This is a genomic window from Paenibacillus oralis, from assembly GCF_003863965.1.
Lineage (GTDB): Bacteria > Bacillota > Bacilli > Paenibacillales > Paenibacillaceae > Fontibacillus > Fontibacillus oralis.
This window is the reverse complement of sequence record NZ_RRCN01000001.1, coordinates 1,743,081-1,762,899: the sequence shown is the minus strand read 5'-3', so window position 1 is coordinate 1,762,899 and position 19,819 is coordinate 1,743,081. Positions and strand designations below refer to the sequence as shown.

Here is a 19,819-nt window from a genome sequence, read left to right as displayed (position 1 = left end):
TATGTACCCTAATTCATACTATCAGCATCAATGGCGAAATCCAATGCAATACTACTGGTATAACTATGAGAATCCGTACGATTTCAACCGGAGCAACGTTAATAATAATCCACACGAAACCATCCCATTACAAGACTACGGAACCAGTCCATTAGTCGTGAATATTGACCAAGCCAGCAAACAAAACACCAATTACCGCACCGCTTTATGGACAGGAAAGCATTTACAAGTAACCTTGATGAGTATTAATGTTGGTGAAGACATCGGTTTGGAAGTCCATCCGACAACGGATCAGTTTATTCGAATTGAAGAAGGTCAGGGCCTTGTTCAAATGGGTGATAGCAGAGATAACCTGGATTTTCAGGCTATGGCGTTCGATGACTATGCCATTATGATACCTGCAGGAAAATGGCACAATATAACCAATACAGGTCATTCCCCCCTTAAAATTTACTCGATCTACGCCCCGCCGGAGCATCCGTTTGGTACAATCCACGAAACGAAAGCAGTAGCCCAAGAGGAGGAAGGTTAAGTAAAGAAAGGTGCACTAAGGAAGCATTTGCGCCCTTTAGAAAGAGCTCCACGGGCTTTGCTATTGTCGGTTGCTGGGCAGGAAGAAGGTCTTGGAGCAAGCGTTGATGACCGCTGTCTGCCAGAACGTAAAGAAGATCGCCAACCACCTGGCCATTAGGCTGGTTAGGGCGATCTTCTTGTTTTCGTCTACCTTTTTCACTGCTCCTATTTCCTTAAACAAGCAAAACCTGATAACCAAGGATTTGCCGACAGTCTGAACGCAGTTGCCTAAACTGCACTGCGGTTTTGAATCTCGTATAGTTACATCCCCACTGCGCAAAACGTACCAGGTGGTTCCGTTCATGTTGTCCTTCGTTCGGATTGACTCCAACTGGATTAAACATCATCTACACAAGCCGTAATCGAGGGTGGCACTTTCCGTGGCGAATATACAGAAGTGATGATGCATGTTAAGGAGGAATGAGTCATTATCAGTCAACTTGGTTTTGTATACATGGGTAGGTGTCTAAAGGTTTCAATAGAGCTATTGGGCAGCACTTACTTGGTCGGCGCGAGCTGATTGTAAGCTGTTGCAGGAACAAAGCAGCCTGACGCACAACTTTTTGGCAGGCTGGTAGTGGAGCGTAGTGATACATAATAAAGTCTGATAGTTGAACTCCTAACGGAGAACAAGAACTCAATAAGCCTCCAATTTTTTGCGTTTTGAGGGTTATACCAATTATACCGATATAACTGCGTTTTCAGATCATCTTGAATGCGCTGAAGATTAACTCACAATTGAAGACGTTGTTGGAATCACTTAGCTAGTATCTGCGAAGGACACCCGATCGGGTGTCCTTCATTTCGCTATATGGATGTTACGAAGAACCGTAACCTAAATAAGGCGAAATATTTGTATAGCGTAATGGGGGAGTCTTCACCCAATAGAGAAAATGGGTCATGGCGTTGGGGCATTACTTGACGCTGTAGACCCATTTTTTTGTTCTGTCCGCTAGCGAATTTGACAAGAGCCTAGTGTTAAAGTTTTCTTTGCATTTCATCTACGGGCTCATCCATTATGCTATATTTTAGCTAAATGTGTCATTAGAAAAGCGGTGGATGGGTTGTGAGCCCATGAACAGAACAGCAAAAAGGATCACCGCGATTTTCCTCATCATGCTAATGGTGATGGGGGGATACCAGAGGAATGAGAGGCAGCGTTTGCAGCGCCGGACGAAACAATCGCCGCGTGGGCGGAACCGTATATTAATCAGTTCATTGCGCAAGGCTTCCTGCAAGGGGACGAAGGCGGTCGGATCAGGCCGATGGATCCGATTACGTGGGCGGAATTCGCGACGCTGCTTGTCCGATATTTACGGGTTATGGAGACGGTACGTTTCGCCCGAACATGCCGATCAGTCGCGAAGAAGCCGCTGCGATCAATCAGCCGTCTGCGGAAACTGCCAGGCAATGTGACGGCTGCGAACACGTTCAGGAACCAAGCGATATCGCGTCGCGGTCGATTACTATGCTTATTCTATAAATAAATAAGTGCAGGATAGGAGTAAATGCTAATGCTGAAGAAGATAATTGATAATCAGCTCCCTACTACATTAGAACTAGACATCCAGGATATTGGAATTCAGCTTGGGCTTGATTTAGATCGTTTACTTGCATTTGTATTTGAGAAACGTCATAAGAAAAAATAGCCCCGCTGATACGGGGCACTGCTGCTAGGCTACGTACGGTGCGCCGGTAATCGTCTCGTATTCTGCCGGCGTGATCTTACCGAATTGCACGTATTTCTTGAGCTGCTCTTTTGTGGCTCATCCTTTTTCGTAAAGTGACGTTCTTATCAGGGGGATATACTATAGAAAACATCAAAATCAACGAATAGCCAGCCTGTCTGCCCCCGATTCTATCGGGGGCTTTCCTTTGTTTGCGAACATCTGAAAAGAGTTAAGTGTTATAATCTTTTTCAATGGGTAATGTTAGCCCGCTTTTGTTAGGATAAGCGCCATATTACCTTTACCTAAATCCTGCGCGTCTAAAGTCGTCATCTCGATGTACCGATATACAAATCTAGGTGGAGAATTTCTAGAATGTAATATCAGTGCCACTGGTCCGTGAGTATCTCAAAGCGCTGCGACGCCGGGGACGCGCGCGAGACGAACGCTTTTATATATCGCAACTTAGATGAAGGTCGGCTTCAGCATGAGGGGGAATCTCCGATTCGGCTCTCGCACAATCTTGCTTCGTATCGTTGTTGCGATTGTCATTGGTCTGATCGCTAGCTATGTGGTGGTCTCCGTACCAGACGCCCCTAGAATCGAAAATAAGGAAGGCGTGCTGGATTTAACGCAGGTTAATGTCACTCAGAATCCGATAAAGCTGCAAGGAGAGTGGACGTTCTACTGGCAAGAGCTGCTGTCGCCCGAGGAAATTCGGATTCGCGAGGCACAGAATGGAGATCATGACCGCTGGATTCGCATCCCAAGCTCCTGGCTAGGCGCTTGGCTCGATGGCCAGCGGTTGAGCGGTACAGGCTATGCCACATTCCGGCTGGACATCCAACTGAGTGAACAGGATCGGAATGCGCGGCTTGCGTTGCGACTGCCTACGATATTTCATGCGTATAAATTGTGGGTGAACGGCGAGTTGCTGGCAGAAGTCGGCGTGGTTGGTCAGGACAAGCGCAGCGTGACACCGCAGCTGGCAACGAAGCTGGTGTTCTTCCAGCCCAAGAGTGATCGCGTGGAGCTGGTGATTCAGGTTGCCAACTTCCACCATCACCGCGGCGGTATCACCAAGAATATCGAATTGGGCGGCAGCGATGGATTAGCGGTCAGGACAAATCTGAAAATCGCCGCGGAAATGTTCATCACCGCAAGCCTTCTGGTGATTGGCGTGTATCACTTGCTGTTGTTCGGACTGCGACGCAAAGACAGAGCGCCATTGTATTTTGGCCTGTTCACCTTGTTGTTCGGTATCCGATCCTTGCTGGTCGGCGAGCACTTGATTACCCAATTGTGGCCGGACTTTCCGTGGGGGTTGCAGTTCAAGATCGAGTACCTGATTCTTTGCAGCAGCGGATATATCATCACCAAATACTTCGACTGCATCTTCCCGAATTATGTGTCGCGTTGGTTTCATTTGGGCACGCGGATCGTCACCGGCGCGTTCTGCATCGTTGTTGCGGCGACCCCCGCCACCTTCTATACCACAATGTTGCCGATCATCGGCGTGATGGTTGTTCTGCATATGGTTTATCTGATGGTTGGGCTGGTCTATGCGGCCGTGAAGCGTATGGAGGGAGCGCTCACCTTCCTGCTGGTGTCCGTGTTTGCTTTGGTTACGGTCATCAATGACTTTCTGTACTATAACGAATGGTCGCCAATCGCCAATACGTCTCCGCTCGGTCTGTTGGTGTTTACAATCGCGCAGATGATTCTGATTTCTTCGAAATTTACAAGGGCGGCATCGAACGAGGAGCGGATTGCACGCGAGCTGCAGGACACGAACAACAAACTGACCGAAATGAATATGAACTTGGAACGGACCGTGCAGGAACGCACGCAGGCGTTGTCCGCAGCGCATGATGATCTCCGTACGTCGTATGAGCAGCTGCTTCACTCCGAGCAAGGGAGGAAGAAGCTCCTTGCCTATATTACGCACGATCTGCGATTGCCGCTGTCTAACATGCTTGGCTATGTCGAGGCTGTGCAGGCGGTGACGGCTTTGGCATTAAGTCAGAATTAGCAGAATAATGCTATGAGAAGGCCTTGTCACCTTGTCCCGACAACATGTTAATCCATGTTGTTGGAACCCACAGTTTGAATCCAAATCTTATAATACAACCCGATCCTCCAAATTCCTCCATAAATGATGTGCCTCCCTGGCGATATGCTCCAACAGATCTGGTGGTGAAGTTGTAACGGCAGCGCATTGTTTGATCAGTTCGTCTAGTTCCAATTTAAATGCTTCAAGGGCTTTAGTTTCTTTAATAACCATTTGGCTGAATCCATCTAAAGCCGGTAATACCTCTTTACGTGGAGGGCGTATCATTGTTCTGAGTGCATTGGCTTGAAGGAATAAGTTTTCGAATTTTTTTGTCATGTTTCTCACTTGATCATGAAGCTCATAATTTGATGTGTCTAAATAATGCGTTATATAGCTTAGGTGATCTGCCATTTGCCTCAACCAGAAATAGTTTTCATGGATTATTGCGTCTGCTGGCGAAACCCTCCCACCAGTTTGTATTAATTTAAACACCGATACTGTCTCTTCTGCTTCCCGTATCATGTGATCGAGAAGGGATTGTGGGGTAGAAATAATGGTTTCACAGCGTAAAGATTTATCCAGTGTATAGACGAGTAGACCATGGAATTCATTTGTTGCATGCTGCGCTTCATTAATCAAAGCCCCGGGGTCTACTGTTTTTGATTTTGTTTTCTCAAAGATGGTTCCGAGACGCTGAATCATATGCTGATTCGCACGGGCTAGTTCCATTTCATGATGGCTTATTTCTCTGTCAAAAAATCGACCGTGATCATAATTATTTTGGACCCAAAACGCTATTATCCCATAGATATCTCTTTCATAATCATCCGTATAGGGCATGCTCTCACCTCGTTTCGTGTTTATATTTCGGAAAATACCTCTTTAACAATAAATTTATGGGCATTAACTTGTCTGTATTCCTACCCATCTGATCATAAAGAAACCATCGACCTGTTTTAGATCGATGGTTTTCGGCTGTTAATTTAGCATTTCAAATGAATTTGAAATGCTTGCAGGCATAACTTTACCCCAGAGATTAGTGACGTAACAACTTTGGGGAACAGCTTTTGTCTCAGATATCTAATAATATGGGATAAGAACAATTTCATTAGAGATGTCACCTTTCAAATCCACCCTAAAGAATCAACGTTCACGTTTATTACCCGATTGTAAATGCATATTTTTTATCGTTAACAAATTTCCATATTCCCAATTCCTTAAAAAGGGGCGAATATCCGCCGAGAAATACACTAAATATCTTGCTGGCCATCTCACATCTCTCGAATAGTTGTATCCATGAGTTCGTTCTCTACCCGGATAGGTTCCGTTAATGGTGAATCCACTTTTTGGCTTCTTTTTGTATAGCTTCTGAGTTATTCGTTTCCCAAACGACCCTCCCATGCTCAATTTAATAAATCGACCTTACTTATTTCCGGCGTAGCGCAATGGAGGAAAGACCAAAAAATAATAATAACGCCAACACTTTTTATAAGTATCACAAATTTCATTTCTTAGACCTTCCAAAATGTGGACGTAACGCAAAAGTATATCCTTGGGAAAGGAGGGGATGATAAATATCGAATTTCATTCAAAATTAGCGAAGGAGTTTAATCCCGATGAGATCTATTTGGGTCATTCCCTTACTGGCTTTAATTATTTGCTCCGGCTGCGCACAATATAAATCGAATCAAGTTTCACCTGAGCCGGAAGAAATTAAAAACTATGACGTCCAGACCTCTCGCACGCCGAATTTGTTGGACGGCTCGGAAGGTTCAGTACGCGCCCCTCATCCATTATCTCTTGCCGATTTACGTGCGAAATATAAAAGCACTTTTCTATTGAATGGCTCCCCAACAAAACGCGAAGTGGCTCTAACCTTCGACGACGCGCCCGATGATCGGTTCACCCCACAGATACTTGATGTTTTAAAAAAGGAAGATGTAAAGGCAACCTTTTTCGTTATCGGTAACCGTGTCGAGGCCCATCCGGAGATTATAAAAAGAATGGCCGACGAAGGCCATGTCGTGGGTAACCATTCCTATAACCATGCGAACTTGCCAAAATTAAGCGACGCCGATTTCCGCAACCAAGTGACCAAAACGGATGGTTTAGTTCGGTCCATTACGGGGTATAAACCGATGCTCATCAGACCCCCATACGGGAATATAAGTGAAATACAAATTCAATGGTTGGCCAGTCAGCATAAAAAAATTATATTCTGGAACGTTGATTCGTTGGATTGGAAAGGGTTGAATGCGGAGCAGGTGAAAACGAACATTCTATCCCACGTACATCAAGGTTCCATTGTTCTACAACACGCAGCGGGGGGAACAGGGGAGGACTTATCTGGGACAGTCCATGCCTTACCCGACATTATTAAAAAGCTAAGAAGCGACGGTATAAAATTAGTTACGATCCCTGAATTATTAGACCTGCGAGAGGGGCAATGAATATGACAAAATCAACATGGAAACGTTGGTTGGAAAACACCGGGAAATTCACTCTCGCCGTTCTATTGCTATTTCCACTCAGTTTTTGTGGCCATCAGCCCGCCTCGGCCCAAGACCAATATACCGTAAAGCAAAAAAACCAATTCCTGGCCTACGAAAATAAAGTTTACGATCTCATCGAGAAGGGGCTTACCATTGGAAAAACTCGACACAGTGGAAGACAATGCAATATTGACCTCTACAATCACGGAGGCAGAAAAAACGTTTGGCAATGCTTCCGTCGTTTTTTCCAAACTTACCTTTCCGGATACATTGCCGCCCGACGTTAGACTTCCGTTAAATGATCTTAACCAATACTTTTCCATAGGGTTCAAATCGCTGGAACAAAGCATGGGCTCTTTTCTTGTCTATTTGGATCGGAACGATCCGGCAGCATTTGATTCATTTTCAATAAAGTTAGATGAAGGTATATCCTTCATCGATGGTGGCCTTACATCTCTAGCTGCCCAAAGAATGAAGCTTTTCCCTAAAATATTGCATGGTAAGGATGCTTGGGTATTAGCTAAAAAACGCCTTTATGAACTTCGGCCCCGGTGATGGTGGGTCCGAAGGCAATCCATAAGAATCATGGCGAAATATTCGATAGTGAGCAAGGCGACATGCATCACTTGCGGGGCATGTGGGGCCGCTTCCACCGATATCTTTAATTATGATGGGGAGGGTCTAGCTAGAATATACTCTCAAGAAGGAGATCTCAACCATGGAATCGCAGAAACCAGAACATTTATATGAAGGAGATGCGAATGTTGAATGCAATACTGCCCGTAGCAAGATCGGGCAGTATTTGTTTGCGGAACTTTCGAATGGTCTATCGGTAGGACAATTCCAGCAAATTTTCTTGATATTTCTGTATATCGCCTGCCCCCATAAAAACAAAAACGGAGTTCTTATAAAGCGATAAATCCGCAGCAATATTATCCGAAACGAGGCGGGCATTCGGGATCCGTTCCTGTAAGTCTTCTATTGAGATGTTCCCCCTACCCTCCCTAGCGGAACTGGAAATTGGACATAAAAATATATCGTCGGCATGATTTAGCGAATGGGCGAAATCGTCAAGAAATTTTGCTAAACGACTAAAGGTGTGGGGCTGAAATACCCCAACGATCTTTTTTCGCGGATACTTACTTCTCACAGCTTCGAGAGTTGCCCTAATTTCTGATGGATGATGGGCGTAGTCGTCTTATTAGGATGTTTGATTGGCATTCCCTTTCAGACAATCTTCGTTTAACGCCCGGAAACGCTGCCAATTGGTTCCTAACGATATTCAAATCGAGCCCTAAAGTCAGCGCAACACCGATTACAGCTAAGGCATTCAGAATATTATGTTTCCCGTATATCGGAATAGAAAATTGATTTACCCTTACATCCATAAAATAAACATCGAAATGCAGCTTGTTATCCTTAATGTTCGGTTCGGATGCTCTTAAATCGTTATGTTTCCCAAAGCCATAATATAATACTCTTGGGCTACAGGTTCGACGCATAGCTTGTATTTGTGGATCATCCCCGCACACGACCAATTGCTTTCGTGTCCTAGAAGCCATTTGTTCAAATGCATCGCATACATCATCCAGGTCAACAAAATAGTCCGGGTGATCAAAATCGATATTTGTAATCACCGCAATATCCGGTTGATAAGCAAGGAAATGCCGCCTATATTCACAGCTTTCAAAAATAAACAAGCGTGCGTCGGGGTGCCCTTTGCCGGTCCCGTCACCAATAAGATGGCACGTAGGTTCGATTTCTCCAAACACATGAGCCATCATCCCAGTCGTTGTCGTTTTTCCATGAGAACCGGCAACCGCTATGCTCGTGTAGTCCTTTATCAACTCGCTAAGAAAGTGGTGATATCGCACAACAGAGAGGCCCATTTTCTTGCAGTTGACGAGGGAAGGATGCTCGTCGCCGAATGCGTTTGAAGCGATGACTTTCATGTCGCGGGATAAAGGGGCATTCCCGAACGGATATGCGGGGATTTTTCGCTTTTCGAGAAGCGACTGTGTAAAAAGTATAGATTCTGTGTCTTCCCCTTGTACTTCATTTCCAAGATCATGAAGAATTTGCGCCATGGCGCTCATTCCGCAACCCTTAATGCCGATGAAATGATATTGATCCATATGGTAACCTCCAAAAGAAATAAGAAATATGCCTCATTATATGGCCAAATCATTTAATATGCGCCTGCCTATAATATAGGACTCAAAAATGCGATATCGCGTTCGATGTTTTGTGTAGCGGTTTGGGAAATGGGCAGAAAAATTTGATGGATCAGGGGTATTAAGGGGCCACTACAAGGCGCGAATTGCCAATGCCAGCGATTTGTCATAAAAAGTAGTGCGGTTCGGTGTATATCCCTCTTTCGTTGGTATGCCTTTTGAGAGACTTGTACATTAACCTTCGTACCCGTACCGACTTTGCTATCGATTGCTAAACCATAAGGATATCCAAACATATCTCAAGCCGATGATGGATATTTTTTAAACAGTAGCCTCCATTTTTATGCTGCAGGGTTCCAATCATGATGCTACGTACAGTTTCTTCATGTTTTCCAACACCAAAGGGGGAGGTTAAAACCCATATCCTTCCGTCTACTGACGCTTCTCCACGCCGCCCCTGGAGGTTTTCACTCCCATGTATCACTCCTTGCTTTCTTATGAAATCCCGCGAATAAGGCCAAAATTCGTACGACGAAACGGTAAGTATAGGTTAAGCTACTAACTGGATTGGCGTCGTTCTAGAAGGATTGTAGGCTTCGCCGCTGCGAGCCATTCCAACGAGTGACGCGAGCTAATTTACCACACAGCTTCATAATCTCATTTTCTTTATCTTTTTTACCTGTAACATTATACGCGTGCATGGCTTTGAATTCCGGATTGTTCGCTACTAAACTCATGGCCATCAAGAGATGAAGCGGCGGAGGCGTTGCTGATCTGTCCGGTCCATTTGCCTGAGCTTGCTTCTGCGAGGTTGAGGCCAGCCGCAGCAGGGCATTGCCGTGAACAATACCGCTTAAATCCCCTGCCTCGCCGAGAATACCAGCCAGTGAAATAGCACTAATCCCTTTTACTTCAAACATGGATTTCGCAAAAGGAATCCGATCTAATACGGCAATAATCGCTGTCTCTACCGTTGCTAGCTGCCGGCAAGCAAGGTCATATTCATCTAGCAACTGATTCAAGTGAAGCTTGTAGGCATGCGTGGCTTGTTTAGATCCAACAGAACTACCAGCTAGCGAGATAAGCGCTCGAGACCTCCGCTCCCAGAATGCCGTTTCATAAGGGTTTTCCAACCAGCTATGACGTCTTGAGGCTGCAACTTACTCAGATCTTCGGGGGCTGGAAAAAGACAAAGGGTGCCAACGTTCGGAGAGCCAGTTAGAGAGATTCACAGCCAGTAATGATCAGTAGGTTCATGAATACGATAGCTGCAGTTAGGCGATGCGTTGCTTGCAGCGCGTGAATCCAATGAAGAAGGGTTTGAAAGCCTTCTTCATCATTCGAGAAAGACAGGGGATGACCAAGCGCAATCCCACGAAAGTTAACAGCCCGAGCGATATGCGTTAACTGAGCGATATCGATCCCGACGACCAGATGTTGGGCAGTTATTTTTTCGATTCGTTGATTTTGTTTGTCCTGCGATTTGAACTTCAGGGCGTCTCCTGGATGATGGGATTTATGGGCTATGACCCGTTGCGTACTCCCATCGTACTGAGGCGCTCGTTTTATTGCAATGCGGGAATCTAACGCTCCACAGGAATGCTAACTGGGAACGATAGTGGAATGGATCAGAACATCACCACAACAACTAGAACAATGTTAAGGCTATGTTATTTCTTTCGTTTTTTTGTTGCAGTATATAGTTGTACTGTATAAAGTATAATTTACATTTTGGCATTATATAGATATGGGTTATTAAATTTTTTTGCCAGGAGGATAGGAATTGAGAGAAATAAGCACTTGCCGTTGACCGAAACGGTTTATTACATTCTGTTGGCCTTGATCGAGCCGGCGCACGGTTATCTAATAATGCAGAAGGTGGAGGAACTCAGCAGCGGGCAAGTTCGAATGGCTGCGGGTACTCTATACGGCGCGATTGAGAAGTTGGTTAAGCTGAAGTTCATTCAGCCTGTGCCCAACAAGGACAGCCGCCGTAAGGTATACACCATTACAAACAAAGGGTCGGAAATATTGCTCCTCGATTTCGAACGAATGAAACAAATGATTGACGTGACGATCGATCGATTGAAATAAGAATGGGGGAAAAAGCGTATGATGAAATACAAATTTTTTACTAGGTTCGACAAAGAAGAAAACTGGCTGAATGAAATGGCGAAGCAGGGTTACCGTTTCACAAGAAAAACGTCGTTCGGCTATGAGTTCGAGTTTGGGAATCCGGAAATTTCCATTATCAAAATGGACTACCGCTTCTTTAAAAAGCGTGAGGATTTCGAAGATTATTGTGCTTTATTTGAGGACAGCGGCTGGGAACATATCGCTGGAACGAGAAGCTCGGGATATCAATATTTTAAGAAAACAGATAAACAGGGAAATGAAGATATTTTTTCGGATGTCGATTCCAAAGCCGGGCGATATAAGCGGTTATCATATATGTGGGCTACATTAGCTGTTTCCTTCATTCCTTTACTGGCGGCACTCATTTCTACAGACACGATCGATCCGGGGGTAATGCTTGAACCGAAATCGCTATATTATACTCCAGGACTATGGGATTTAAACGGAGTAGCATTCTGAAGGGCTTTTCTATTCGAAACACCGTTCGCTCTAGGCAGAGGTTTCAACTGGATAATATTTCCCCTTATGATTTTGCTAAATCTGTATTGCGCATATAAGGCAAATAAACAAAATACGAAGACACAAGAAGATCGAATCACCCGCAAATAAAAACAAAATGCCTGATACTCGGGTCTTTGTTTGCATGAGAACTGCCTGCTGTTATTCGCTGGGTTCATTCATACTAAGGGATATGTTGAATAAAACAGCGGCAGTCTAGGATTTTTTTCGTCCCTGCTTGTCGCTTTAATTTTAAACAAGTTAGCCTAACACCCTTAATTCTCTTAATCCCCGATTTTTTGCGGATTCGGATAATGCCGTAACCGAGAATCAACACCACCAGGCTTTCCAGCAAAACTGCGGGTATAATGGTGGCCGTGATCCGTCCTCACCCGAAGAAGTTGTGTATATTGTTGGCGTTAGAAGCCAAAGCGTAGCAACCTCCCGACCATTTGCGGTGATCGAGTACATTTTGCGCCTGCTGTCGGGATCCTCCATGCTCGGCGCATGGTCAATCCACTTCTTCTTTAATAGCGTGTTTATTGCGGTTTATAGCGTTCCAGCCTCATACGTACTCAGCCTATATCGACTACAATTATAACGTAATTCGATATTTCGTACCTCGTTATATTTAATTCTTATTTTATGATTTGTCACGTTTTTTCTGTCTCAGAATCCTTGAACGTAAAAAAGCAATTATCGCAGTTTCAGTGCTCTTTAAAGAACGAAAAGTTTGTTGCGCTCCCTCGAAATAATTCAGTTTCCTCACTCAGACTCATGAATTCGCAGGATTTCACCCTGAGCTAAACATGAAAGCAAAGAATCCAGGGGGAGTCGGTGGCTGGGGACTATAGAAAGGGCATGCGGGAACAAGGGTGTTGTGTCCAATACCCACTTTGTTCCATATCATGCACGTCTCCACGTCACCCTAGCGATTCTCACTCCCATGTCTCAACGGGTCAAGCCCTATCATTCCTTCGTCACATCTAACTAAGGGGTGGAGGTCGGTTTTTCTAACGGAACGGGTCCGAGCCCTTTTGCGCAACGTCTCCCGATACTCCGTGCTTCTTGTCATCCTGCGAATGCATCAACTGGTGAAATAACGCTCTTAAGCCGCTTGCGGAAACACTTTAGCTGAACTGTATGCTTCGTTGCTCTTTGCCAGACTGACGAGCATTCGAGCCACTTTACCGCATAGTTTCATAATGGATTTCATTTTCTTGAGCTTTTTCACATCGACATTGTAGTGGTGCAGGGCTCTAACATCCGGATTAGTCATAACCATGCACATCGTCATGAGATAAAGGAAGCGCCGGAGACGAGGGCGGCCACGCTTGCTAAGTACCATTTTTCCACGCCATTTCCCTGAGCTGGCTTCAGCCAGGTTAAGACCTGCATGTCGAAGTAAAGCATTACCGTGAGCATAGCCACTCAGATCACCGGCTTCACCTAAAATACCGGCTAAGCTGATTGCATTACACCTTGAATAGCAAGCATCTTCTTCGCATAAGGGATGCGCTTAAGAACGAGTTGGAGTTCATTTTCGATTTGCTCAAGCTGACGTTGGGCCAGGTCGTATTCTTCGAGTAATTGACTTAAGTGCAGCTTGTAGGCGTGCAAAGCCTGTGTAGCGCCAACGCTGCGTTTAGCCAATGCGATGAGCTGCGCGGCTCGCTGCAAACCCGCGTGACGTTTCACATATTGTTTCCAGCCGGCTATGACTTGCTCGGTTGTTAAACGGCTAATTTCTGTAGGAAGAGGAAAGAGCCTTAATGTGGCAATGCTACTTGTGCAGGTTAAGATTTTAAAGACTTGCCGCAGTTCCGGGAACACAATATCTACCCAGCGATGAATCTGGTTAACAGCGCTATTAAGCCGTTTGGTAACCGTGTCTCGGTTGGCCATGAGAATTCGCAGTTCCTTGTAGGCTTCCGGATTGAAACGTACGGGGGAATAGTAGCCGTTTTTGACCATATCTGCGATGACAAGCGCGTCCTTACGGTCGCTTTTAGAGGGAGTATTGTCCCGATTTTCCTTGTTCTTTTTGACGAGGTGGGGATTCACAAGAACCGCCTCAATCTCTTGCTCTGAAAACCAGCGAGCCAGACTCAGCCAGTAGTGGCCGGTAGGTTCCATACCTACAATAACTTTGCTCAGTTTGTAAGATTTGAGCAGATCTCGAATCCAGCGGCTGAACAGCTGAAATCCCTCGTCGTGGTTGCCAAATTCCAGCGGCGATCCTAGAGCAATTCCCCGAAAGCTGACCGCACGGGCGACGTGAGTCTCTTGGGCAATATCTACGCCGACAACCAGATGCGATGAGGAAATGTTTTCAATGAGTTGATTTTGTTTGTCTTGAGCCTTAAACTTCATAGTAGAGCGACCTCCTGGATGGTGAGATTAAAAGGGCTGTAGACCCGTTTCCAACTCCCATGTTACAGAGGCGCTCTTTTTTGTACAAAGTCCAAATTATTCATTCTACAGGAATTCTAACGGGAAACTATAGCTCAATGAAGACATTTGAAGGCAGCTGACCAAAAGCCAGCTGCCTTTTTCCTAACGGGTAGAGTTTAATTAAAACCGTTTTTTATTTTACTCAATCAATTCATTTCGACTAGAATTAGATTATTTTAGAATTTTGAATGGAGTTGAAGATTAAACAGCTATTCAATCACGATATTTTAAAACAAGCAGCAGAACTATACGGTATTTGCAAAAACTCGATGATCGAATTAAATGGGTTTCAAAACTTCGTTTACTCTGGGATAGTCGGAGATCGTGAAGTGATTTTAAGAATTGCTCATGTCACACATCGGAATGAATTATTAACTAGAGCGGAATTAGATTTTATCATGTTCCTGGCTGATTGCGGAATGAAAGTAGCGAGGCCTATTCAGTCTTTATCAGGTGATCTAATTCATATAATTTACGAAACCTTTGTTGTGACAGCTTTTGAGAAAGCCCCCGGCAGAAATGCTGTAATAGCCGAGGAGAGTAATACAATTTATGAAAATATCGGCCAAATGGTTGGGAAAATACATAAGTTTTCACTTAATTATTCGTCCCAACATTCACGCTATGAGTGTGATAATAATGCTCTATTAGCTTCATTTAATAAGTATTGTCCGTTAGAATACACAATAACTTTGATCGTTTAATGACTGAAGTTAACGATCTACCGAAGGAAGGCCTTATTCAAGGGGATATTAGCCCTGGCAATTATCTTAATGACAAGGATAAAGCCTTTATAATTGACTATGGCGAGACGGAATATAGCTGGTTTGTTTCTGATATTGCTACACCATTATCTTACGAAATCCCGATTCCGTGGGTTGTGTCTGGTGATGTAAGGAAAGAGATTGCAAAGCTTTACTATAGCAACTTCTTAAACGGCTATTGTAAGGAAAAATGATGACTTAAAGTCATAAAAATTAGGCATGCTAAATCTTGAGCTTGTTGCCCTCTTTCATACGCCCGGTTACTTCTTGCTCTTCGCTTGTTATTCTTCTCCATTGGCTTTGTTTTCCCCATGCGCTTAAAACAGTTTGGTCTATCACGGGTATAACTTGTATAAGTTAATTTGTTCAATAACTTCGTCATTTGAATGATTCTCTTTATAGATTTTCATGAAGTAATTTAATACATTTTGACTGAATGAAGAAGTAGAATCCACTTTTGGGTGTGCATTAATAACTAACAGTTTGCTCATTTAAGTTCCTCCATTTTGTTTTTAGTTTGTACATCAAAGAAGACAACCGTAGGAAGATATCAGTGACAATGATCAATAAAAAATTTAGGATTGCCTTTCAAACAAACGGACAGCTCCTTGAAGTTTGTCCGGATTTATAAAATCCGTATTTCATCCCTTTAGTACCTCTTTTTACAGATAACGATATTGAATGGAGATGAGAAAAGAATGGAAAGTTAGAATGCATGGGATAGAGAGGATGAACCCCCGCAAGTCACCATAAAAGAGGGCTGCACCGTTTCATGGAACCCTCTTGCCGCTCACGCAGAAGATCCATCTACCTTGCTGGCGAGGATTTGAACTTTGTTTGGAACGAGTACGAGGTTACTCGTTTTGAGGAAATGTGGAACCAAAGGAGGGGGCTATAAGAAATCGCCAGCCTGCTTCAGCGTGATCCGGATGAGGTGGCCGTGCTTATTATCGACCGGATAGACAAGGGCACATAAAGCCCCAGAACTGAAGGGAGGAGAAGACTATGGACAACGAGGAAAAATTCAAATTGATCCGGCGTATCATTGATCAATGTAAAAATTACCCTGCCTGTCCACACAACTTACCTTCTCATCACGGACTTGAGGAACTTTACAAATGGAGGAGGAGCCAGGTCGATATGATATGGCTAGGACATTTTTTAGGTGAATTTGAGCGAAAGGAGAGGGTTATGGGGCCGTATCGTAAAGACCAGCATGTCATGAGCTGATCCGCAGCCTGGAGCCGTATGCGGCGGGGACTTCAGTTCACGTAGCGAATGCGGCTGTCCTAATGGCTTCCGAACGAGCCAGCGTAATTACCGGCGATGTGGCCAATGTGACCTGCGACGAAATCGTCGACTGATGGGTAAAGAAGCATCTTGCAACTATCGTGCAGGAACTTACAATATATGTTAGTATAGATTAAATTAGATTTCGTATTAGGGAGGAGGGGGAATCTATGGTGGAACCAACTGATCGTCGGAGACGCCATGCATGAGTGGCCACTACGCGTCGTATTATGGAGCCTTGTCAGAGGAACACATGACGTGGAAGCCGCACGTGAAATCGATGACGCTCGGCGGGCTGGCCACTGATAAATCTGCTGAACTGGCAAGTCGCGATTTTTCTTTACTCAGTTGGATCTTTCGACGTGCCTCTCAGGAGAGAACCTTTGGAAAGACGCGAAGACGTGCTGGAGGAATTCGACGCGAAAGTCATCAAGCATGAAAAGCTGTTAGCCGAGTGCGACGAAAAAGGGCTCGGCGAGGAATAGACCTTACAAAACGGGGACCATATCATCCTGCGTCAACCGCGGGCGATAGTGCTTCACACCTTCGGATTAAGCCACATGGTACCACCGGGCGCAGCTCGGGGTTTATTTACGGCTTCTTGGTATTCCGGTGCCGGGCCTCTACGGTCCCTCGGCTGCGAGGAATGGCAAAATGTTTATGACTTTTTTTGGAGCGCTTTGGGCTGCTATTGGTATTATTGGTTCCCATGAGCTTGGAGCTCCATGGTTACTTGTTTTTTCGGGTATTGTGACTTTAATCTTACTGATCGGAGCCGTTTCGCTTTTTGGTAAAGCTCGCAACATGAACGATGCTGTTACACCGAAAGAGAGGGAACAATGGAAAAAAATAAATCGAAAATTTGGTTTGATCTTTGCTCTAGAAGGTCTTGCGATCTTAATTGCAAGTGTGATTTGTAACATATTCAATCATTTTGAAGCCTTTTTCCCTATCATGGCTATCATCGTTGGTATTCATTTTTTTCCTTTAGCTCGATTGTTTCGTGAAAATTTTTATTATGGTACAGGTGTAGTTCTATGTATTTTAGGTATTATTACTTTCCTCTTACCAATTAATGCCACCCTTAGCGGTATATCCCTGATTGCGACATCTACTTTTATCGGTTTTGGCTCTGCATTGACGCTATGGGTGACAGGCTTGAGAATCTGGATATCCATACTCCAACAAATATAATAAAGAGCGATAAGTGAACTGCACCCACTTGTTCGAAAAACTAACAATTGGGAGGTGCAGTTTTTTATTATGACCAAGTATTTACCCTGTAATAACCTTTACATGAGCTTCTTCATCTTTTCTTCATCATCAGCATAACGTCCGCAAGCGGTGATGGACTTTTTGTGAACAACCAAACCGCAAGTGAGCTCGAACAGGATATCCATAACATTTTACGGCAGTTGAAATTGAAGACTGGGCAACTACCAGAAAAGGATTAATCTAACCCCGTGCTTCCAAAAGGAGCGACATACCGGTGCTCCGTGGCCATTGTAGTCCAGATGGGTTCGTGACACCATGGCCTTAACGACCTCACTCACCAGCGGTAAAGAAAATCGACTCAACTAATTTTTCATTATGGATTGGACTTTTTAACCAGAAGGCTGTTGGTAAATTCCGAACTGTTTACGAGGCATGGCGAAACCCGAAATGCGTTCAGCCTAGCAGGCCCTTTGGAGGGTTCTGTGTTAAATAATCAAATTTTAAGAGAGAGAAGCATGGATAATGTAGTTAAAAAAGGGCTATTCTTCAGAAATCATTCCAACCAAATGTGAATAAAGTTCATTTGAGTATAAGGGTACGCCTGCGGGGTAATAATGTAACTATCTCCCTAAAGTTGGAAGGTACGTTTGCAGATTTTCCTCTAAGTTTGGGTTGACAGGGAGATTACAACAGGCAGGGTGAGGAGCAGAGCTCCTCACCTTTTTCGCGGAACCAATCAGGGAGGGACATGGGGGGATACCGGCAAAAGGAGCCATTGCACGGACATCAACCAATATCAAAAATGGTGCAGTTTCGCCTTTGTCTGGTGTCATCCATGGCATTGTTGGTTCTGCTGGTGCTCATTTTGTTCGCACCTTAAGCATCGGAGATCCCACTTGCTAGCATGGCTCCAATACTGATGCTCGTCGCTTGGAATATGAGTGAAAGGAAAGAATTCGCTCACGTTTTGAAAACCAAAAAGAGCGATTGATTCCATTATCCTCCTCATTACCTTTTTGTTAACGGGCTTTACGAATTTAACGATTGCAGTTGACGTCGGATAGATCTTAGCTGTTCTTCTATTTGTGAAACGTATGAGTGACAGCTTGCTTGTTTTTCCAAAGTAATGCCCGACCCTACAGCCAAAAATGAGAAAGTGAAAGCCCATATGGTAACCGAAGGTCATGATTGTCCACATATCGGAAATTACACCATTAAAGGTCCCCTTTTCTTTGGCGCGGCGAACATGTTTGAAAAATCCATCATGGATACGATTCATTTGAGACCAAAAGTATTAGTTCTACGCATGGGATAAGTACCCTTAATGGATACAACAGGCGAATCAAATCTGGCTAGTTTAGTAAAGCATTTCGAAAAGTTTGGCGGATTGGGGCCGAACATTTTTTTTGGGCATACCGGTGAGGCTCTTAACTTTGCTCTTTCGCAACTGGACTTAAATAAGTGTCTGGACTGTAAGCAATTCGCATTCCGTGAATGTACCTCATTATCGAACAAAGGGCCTCAACAAGAAGTGGCCAAGAACTTGAAGCCAGATCCAGCAAGGACATAACCTACGATGCGTTTCCAGTCTTCATTCCCAATACGAGATGTTTAGCTCTTAATATGCTTAAATGTTGGGAAACCATCGAGCCTTGACTCTTATAAACATGATTGAAGCAATAAGAAAGAGGGCCACCATCCCCCCAATGCATTATAAAAAATTTAAGGTTGGGGGAGGGAGAACCATCTTTAGGTTGTTTTCGCCATAGCCATAATAGTAATGGCAATTGTCATCTTATCAAGTCGCAGTCAAACCGATGATAGTTAATCTTCTTTAGGAGGAAACGGTATGAGGTATGTTTCTTATCTATCTCTTGATTTTTTTAGTAGCAGATTTTATTATATGGGTAATAATTTGGGTAACAAGTAAGGCACTGTTTTCGTCTGCCAATTAATAATATGGTATTTTGGAACAAAAATATTTGCGGAAACAACCAGCCCGGATTAATTCAGCATTTGCCGTAATCCCGGATTTTGACGTCGACATAAATGCTGATAATCAGATTAGGAGAATACCTCCTACCACTTCAGCTGTCCCATACCCTTGGGGTCTTCTGCCTCCAAAAAATTATTTCTAGTCTACATATCTCTTTGCATTATCTTTAAGCGAGGAGGAGTAGGCACGTTGTTAAGATAAGACTCCAAAACCATGATTCTTTACTTATCTTCATTTCAAATAATGGTAGCCCCCTTCTCAAAAATAAAAACAATGTTGCGGACTGTACCATTGACCTGCATGGGGGTAACACTATGCAGTCTCCATCCTTCTAAGAACATTTTATTTAAATATTCTTGGATCTCCCATTCTGTGGCATCGATTAGTAATTTTGAAACTTCCACCTTATATGGTTCTCTTTCCATTTGGATCCTCCTACATATGATGTTTCATTTTAATATATACTGGACATGCAATCGTAATTTATTGTAAGTGGGTATTGTAATT

Annotated in this window: 14 protein-coding genes and 10 pseudogenes; 17 read left to right on the top strand and 7 right to left on the bottom strand. The window is 44.1% G+C overall.

Features of this window, described 5'->3' with window-relative positions; all coding sequences use genetic code 11:
* The first annotated feature begins 1 nt into the window (after position 1).
* The 4 genes and pseudogenes from EHV15_RS08300 to EHV15_RS37875 all read left to right on the top strand — a co-directional run bounded on the left by EHV15_RS08300 (position 2) and on the right by EHV15_RS37875 (position 2,222).
* Positions 2 to 532 (top strand): cupin domain-containing protein, encoded by a 531-nt coding sequence (locus tag EHV15_RS08300; protein ID WP_128630807.1) that lies wholly within the window; start codon positions 2 to 4, stop codon positions 530 to 532.
* 1,222 nt (positions 533 to 1,754) lie between these two features.
* Positions 1,755 to 1,817, top strand: a pseudogene (locus EHV15_RS38260) (hypothetical protein); the annotation flags it as partial.
* Between the two features lie 35 nt (positions 1,818 to 1,852).
* Positions 1,853 to 2,056, top strand: a complete 204-nt coding sequence (locus EHV15_RS08295) for an S-layer homology domain-containing protein (RefSeq protein WP_414859350.1) — start codon at positions 1,853 to 1,855, stop codon at positions 2,054 to 2,056.
* A gap of 31 nt (positions 2,057 to 2,087) precedes the next feature.
* On the top strand, positions 2,088 to 2,222 hold the full coding sequence (locus EHV15_RS37875) for a hypothetical protein (protein ID WP_281281608.1): 135 nt from the start codon (positions 2,088 to 2,090) through the stop codon (positions 2,220 to 2,222).
* A gap of 24 nt (positions 2,223 to 2,246) precedes the next feature.
* On the opposite strand, the pseudogene EHV15_RS37250 reads toward EHV15_RS37875, so the two are convergent.
* Positions 2,247 to 2,327: pseudogene (locus tag EHV15_RS37250) on the bottom strand (XkdX family protein); the annotation flags it as partial.
* Between the two features lie 487 nt (positions 2,328 to 2,814).
* On the opposite strand from EHV15_RS37250, the gene EHV15_RS08285 reads away from it, so the two are divergent.
* Entirely contained in the window at positions 2,815 to 4,272 is a 1,458-nt protein-coding gene (locus EHV15_RS08285; protein ID WP_246061416.1) for a 7TM diverse intracellular signaling domain-containing protein, read from the top strand.
* Between the two features lie 87 nt (positions 4,273 to 4,359).
* On the opposite strand, the gene EHV15_RS08280 is transcribed toward EHV15_RS08285, so the two are convergent.
* Positions 4,360 to 5,133 (bottom strand): DUF2935 domain-containing protein, encoded by a 774-nt coding sequence (locus EHV15_RS08280; protein WP_128630805.1) that lies wholly within the window; start codon positions 5,131 to 5,133, stop codon positions 4,360 to 4,362.
* 776 nt (positions 5,134 to 5,909) lie between these two features.
* On the opposite strand from EHV15_RS08280, the gene EHV15_RS08275 reads away from it, so the two are divergent.
* The 4 genes and pseudogenes from EHV15_RS08275 to EHV15_RS36410 all read left to right on the top strand — a co-directional run bounded on the left by EHV15_RS08275 (position 5,910) and on the right by EHV15_RS36410 (position 7,704).
* Positions 5,910 to 6,743 (top strand): polysaccharide deacetylase family protein, encoded by an 834-nt coding sequence (locus tag EHV15_RS08275; protein WP_128630804.1) that lies wholly within the window; start codon positions 5,910 to 5,912, stop codon positions 6,741 to 6,743.
* 195 nt (positions 6,744 to 6,938) lie between these two features.
* Positions 6,939 to 7,340, top strand: a complete 402-nt coding sequence (locus EHV15_RS08270) for a hypothetical protein (RefSeq protein WP_128630803.1) — start codon at positions 6,939 to 6,941, stop codon at positions 7,338 to 7,340.
* Positions 7,341 to 7,370: 30 nt separating this feature from the next.
* Positions 7,371 to 7,517 (top strand): annotated as a pseudogene (locus EHV15_RS36415) (ferredoxin); the annotation flags it as partial.
* Positions 7,504 to 7,704, top strand: coding sequence for a hypothetical protein (locus EHV15_RS36410; RefSeq protein WP_178075697.1), 201 nt, complete (start codon positions 7,504 to 7,506; stop codon positions 7,702 to 7,704). The pseudogene EHV15_RS36415 and the gene EHV15_RS36410, both read left to right, overlap by 14 nt.
* Here EHV15_RS36410 and murC read toward each other — a convergent pair.
* Both murC and EHV15_RS38255 read right to left on the bottom strand, forming a co-directional pair.
* Positions 7,612 to 8,920, bottom strand: a pseudogene (gene murC / locus EHV15_RS08260) (UDP-N-acetylmuramate--L-alanine ligase). The gene EHV15_RS36410 and the pseudogene murC sit on opposite strands and share 93 nt — an antisense overlap.
* Positions 8,921 to 9,509: 589 nt before the next feature.
* Positions 9,510 to 10,453, bottom strand: a pseudogene (locus tag EHV15_RS38255) (IS110 family transposase).
* 288 nt (positions 10,454 to 10,741) lie between these two features.
* On the opposite strand from EHV15_RS38255, the gene EHV15_RS08250 reads away from it, so the two are divergent.
* The gene (locus EHV15_RS08250; RefSeq protein WP_128635249.1) at positions 10,742 to 11,053 is read left to right on the top strand and encodes a PadR family transcriptional regulator; all 312 of its coding nucleotides are present in this window, start codon (positions 10,742 to 10,744) and stop codon (positions 11,051 to 11,053) included.
* Positions 11,054 to 11,071: 18 nt separating this feature from the next.
* A pseudogene (locus EHV15_RS08245) lies at positions 11,072 to 11,704 on the top strand (DUF2812 domain-containing protein).
* A gap of 997 nt (positions 11,705 to 12,701) precedes the next feature.
* Here the strand turns inward: EHV15_RS08245 and EHV15_RS08240 are convergent.
* Positions 12,702 to 13,966, bottom strand: a pseudogene (locus EHV15_RS08240) (IS110 family RNA-guided transposase).
* Positions 13,967 to 14,235: 269 nt separating this feature from the next.
* Between EHV15_RS08240 and EHV15_RS08235 the strand changes: the two are divergent.
* Together EHV15_RS08235 and EHV15_RS36255 are read left to right on the top strand one after the other, a co-directional pair.
* Positions 14,236 to 14,751 carry a phosphotransferase enzyme family protein gene (locus EHV15_RS08235; protein ID WP_128630802.1) on the top strand — a complete coding sequence of 172 codons (516 nt, stop codon included), beginning with the start codon at positions 14,236 to 14,238 and terminating at the stop codon, positions 14,749 to 14,751.
* On the top strand, positions 14,751 to 15,005 hold the full coding sequence (locus EHV15_RS36255) for an aminoglycoside phosphotransferase/kinase family protein (RefSeq protein ID WP_148101067.1): 255 nt from the start codon (positions 14,751 to 14,753) through the stop codon (positions 15,003 to 15,005). Before EHV15_RS08235 ends, EHV15_RS36255 begins: the two co-directional genes overlap by 1 nt.
* Positions 15,006 to 15,054: 49 nt before the next feature.
* Here the strand turns inward: EHV15_RS36255 and EHV15_RS08230 are convergent.
* Positions 15,055 to 15,302: pseudogene (locus EHV15_RS08230) on the bottom strand (NAD(P)H-dependent oxidoreductase); the annotation flags it as partial.
* 514 nt (positions 15,303 to 15,816) lie between these two features.
* Between EHV15_RS08230 and EHV15_RS08220 the strand changes: the two are divergent.
* From EHV15_RS08220 to EHV15_RS08205, 4 genes and pseudogenes are all read left to right on the top strand, one after another.
* Positions 15,817 to 16,041, top strand: coding sequence for a hypothetical protein (locus EHV15_RS08220; RefSeq protein ID WP_128630801.1), 225 nt, complete (start codon positions 15,817 to 15,819; stop codon positions 16,039 to 16,041).
* Positions 16,042 to 16,302: 261 nt separating this feature from the next.
* Positions 16,303 to 16,740, top strand: a pseudogene (locus tag EHV15_RS08210) (DinB family protein); the annotation flags it as partial.
* Positions 16,741 to 16,755: 15 nt separating this feature from the next.
* Positions 16,756 to 17,295 (top strand): hypothetical protein, encoded by a 540-nt coding sequence (locus EHV15_RS36405; protein WP_178075695.1) that lies wholly within the window; start codon positions 16,756 to 16,758, stop codon positions 17,293 to 17,295.
* Between the two features lie 771 nt (positions 17,296 to 18,066).
* A pseudogene (locus EHV15_RS08205) lies at positions 18,067 to 18,886 on the top strand (SulP family inorganic anion transporter); the annotation flags it as partial.
* Positions 18,887 to 19,548: 662 nt separating this feature from the next.
* Here EHV15_RS08205 and EHV15_RS08200 read toward each other — a convergent pair.
* Entirely contained in the window at positions 19,549 to 19,737 is a 189-nt protein-coding gene (locus EHV15_RS08200) for a DUF4177 domain-containing protein (protein ID WP_128630800.1), read from the bottom strand.
* Between the last annotated feature and the right edge of the window lie 82 nt (positions 19,738 to 19,819).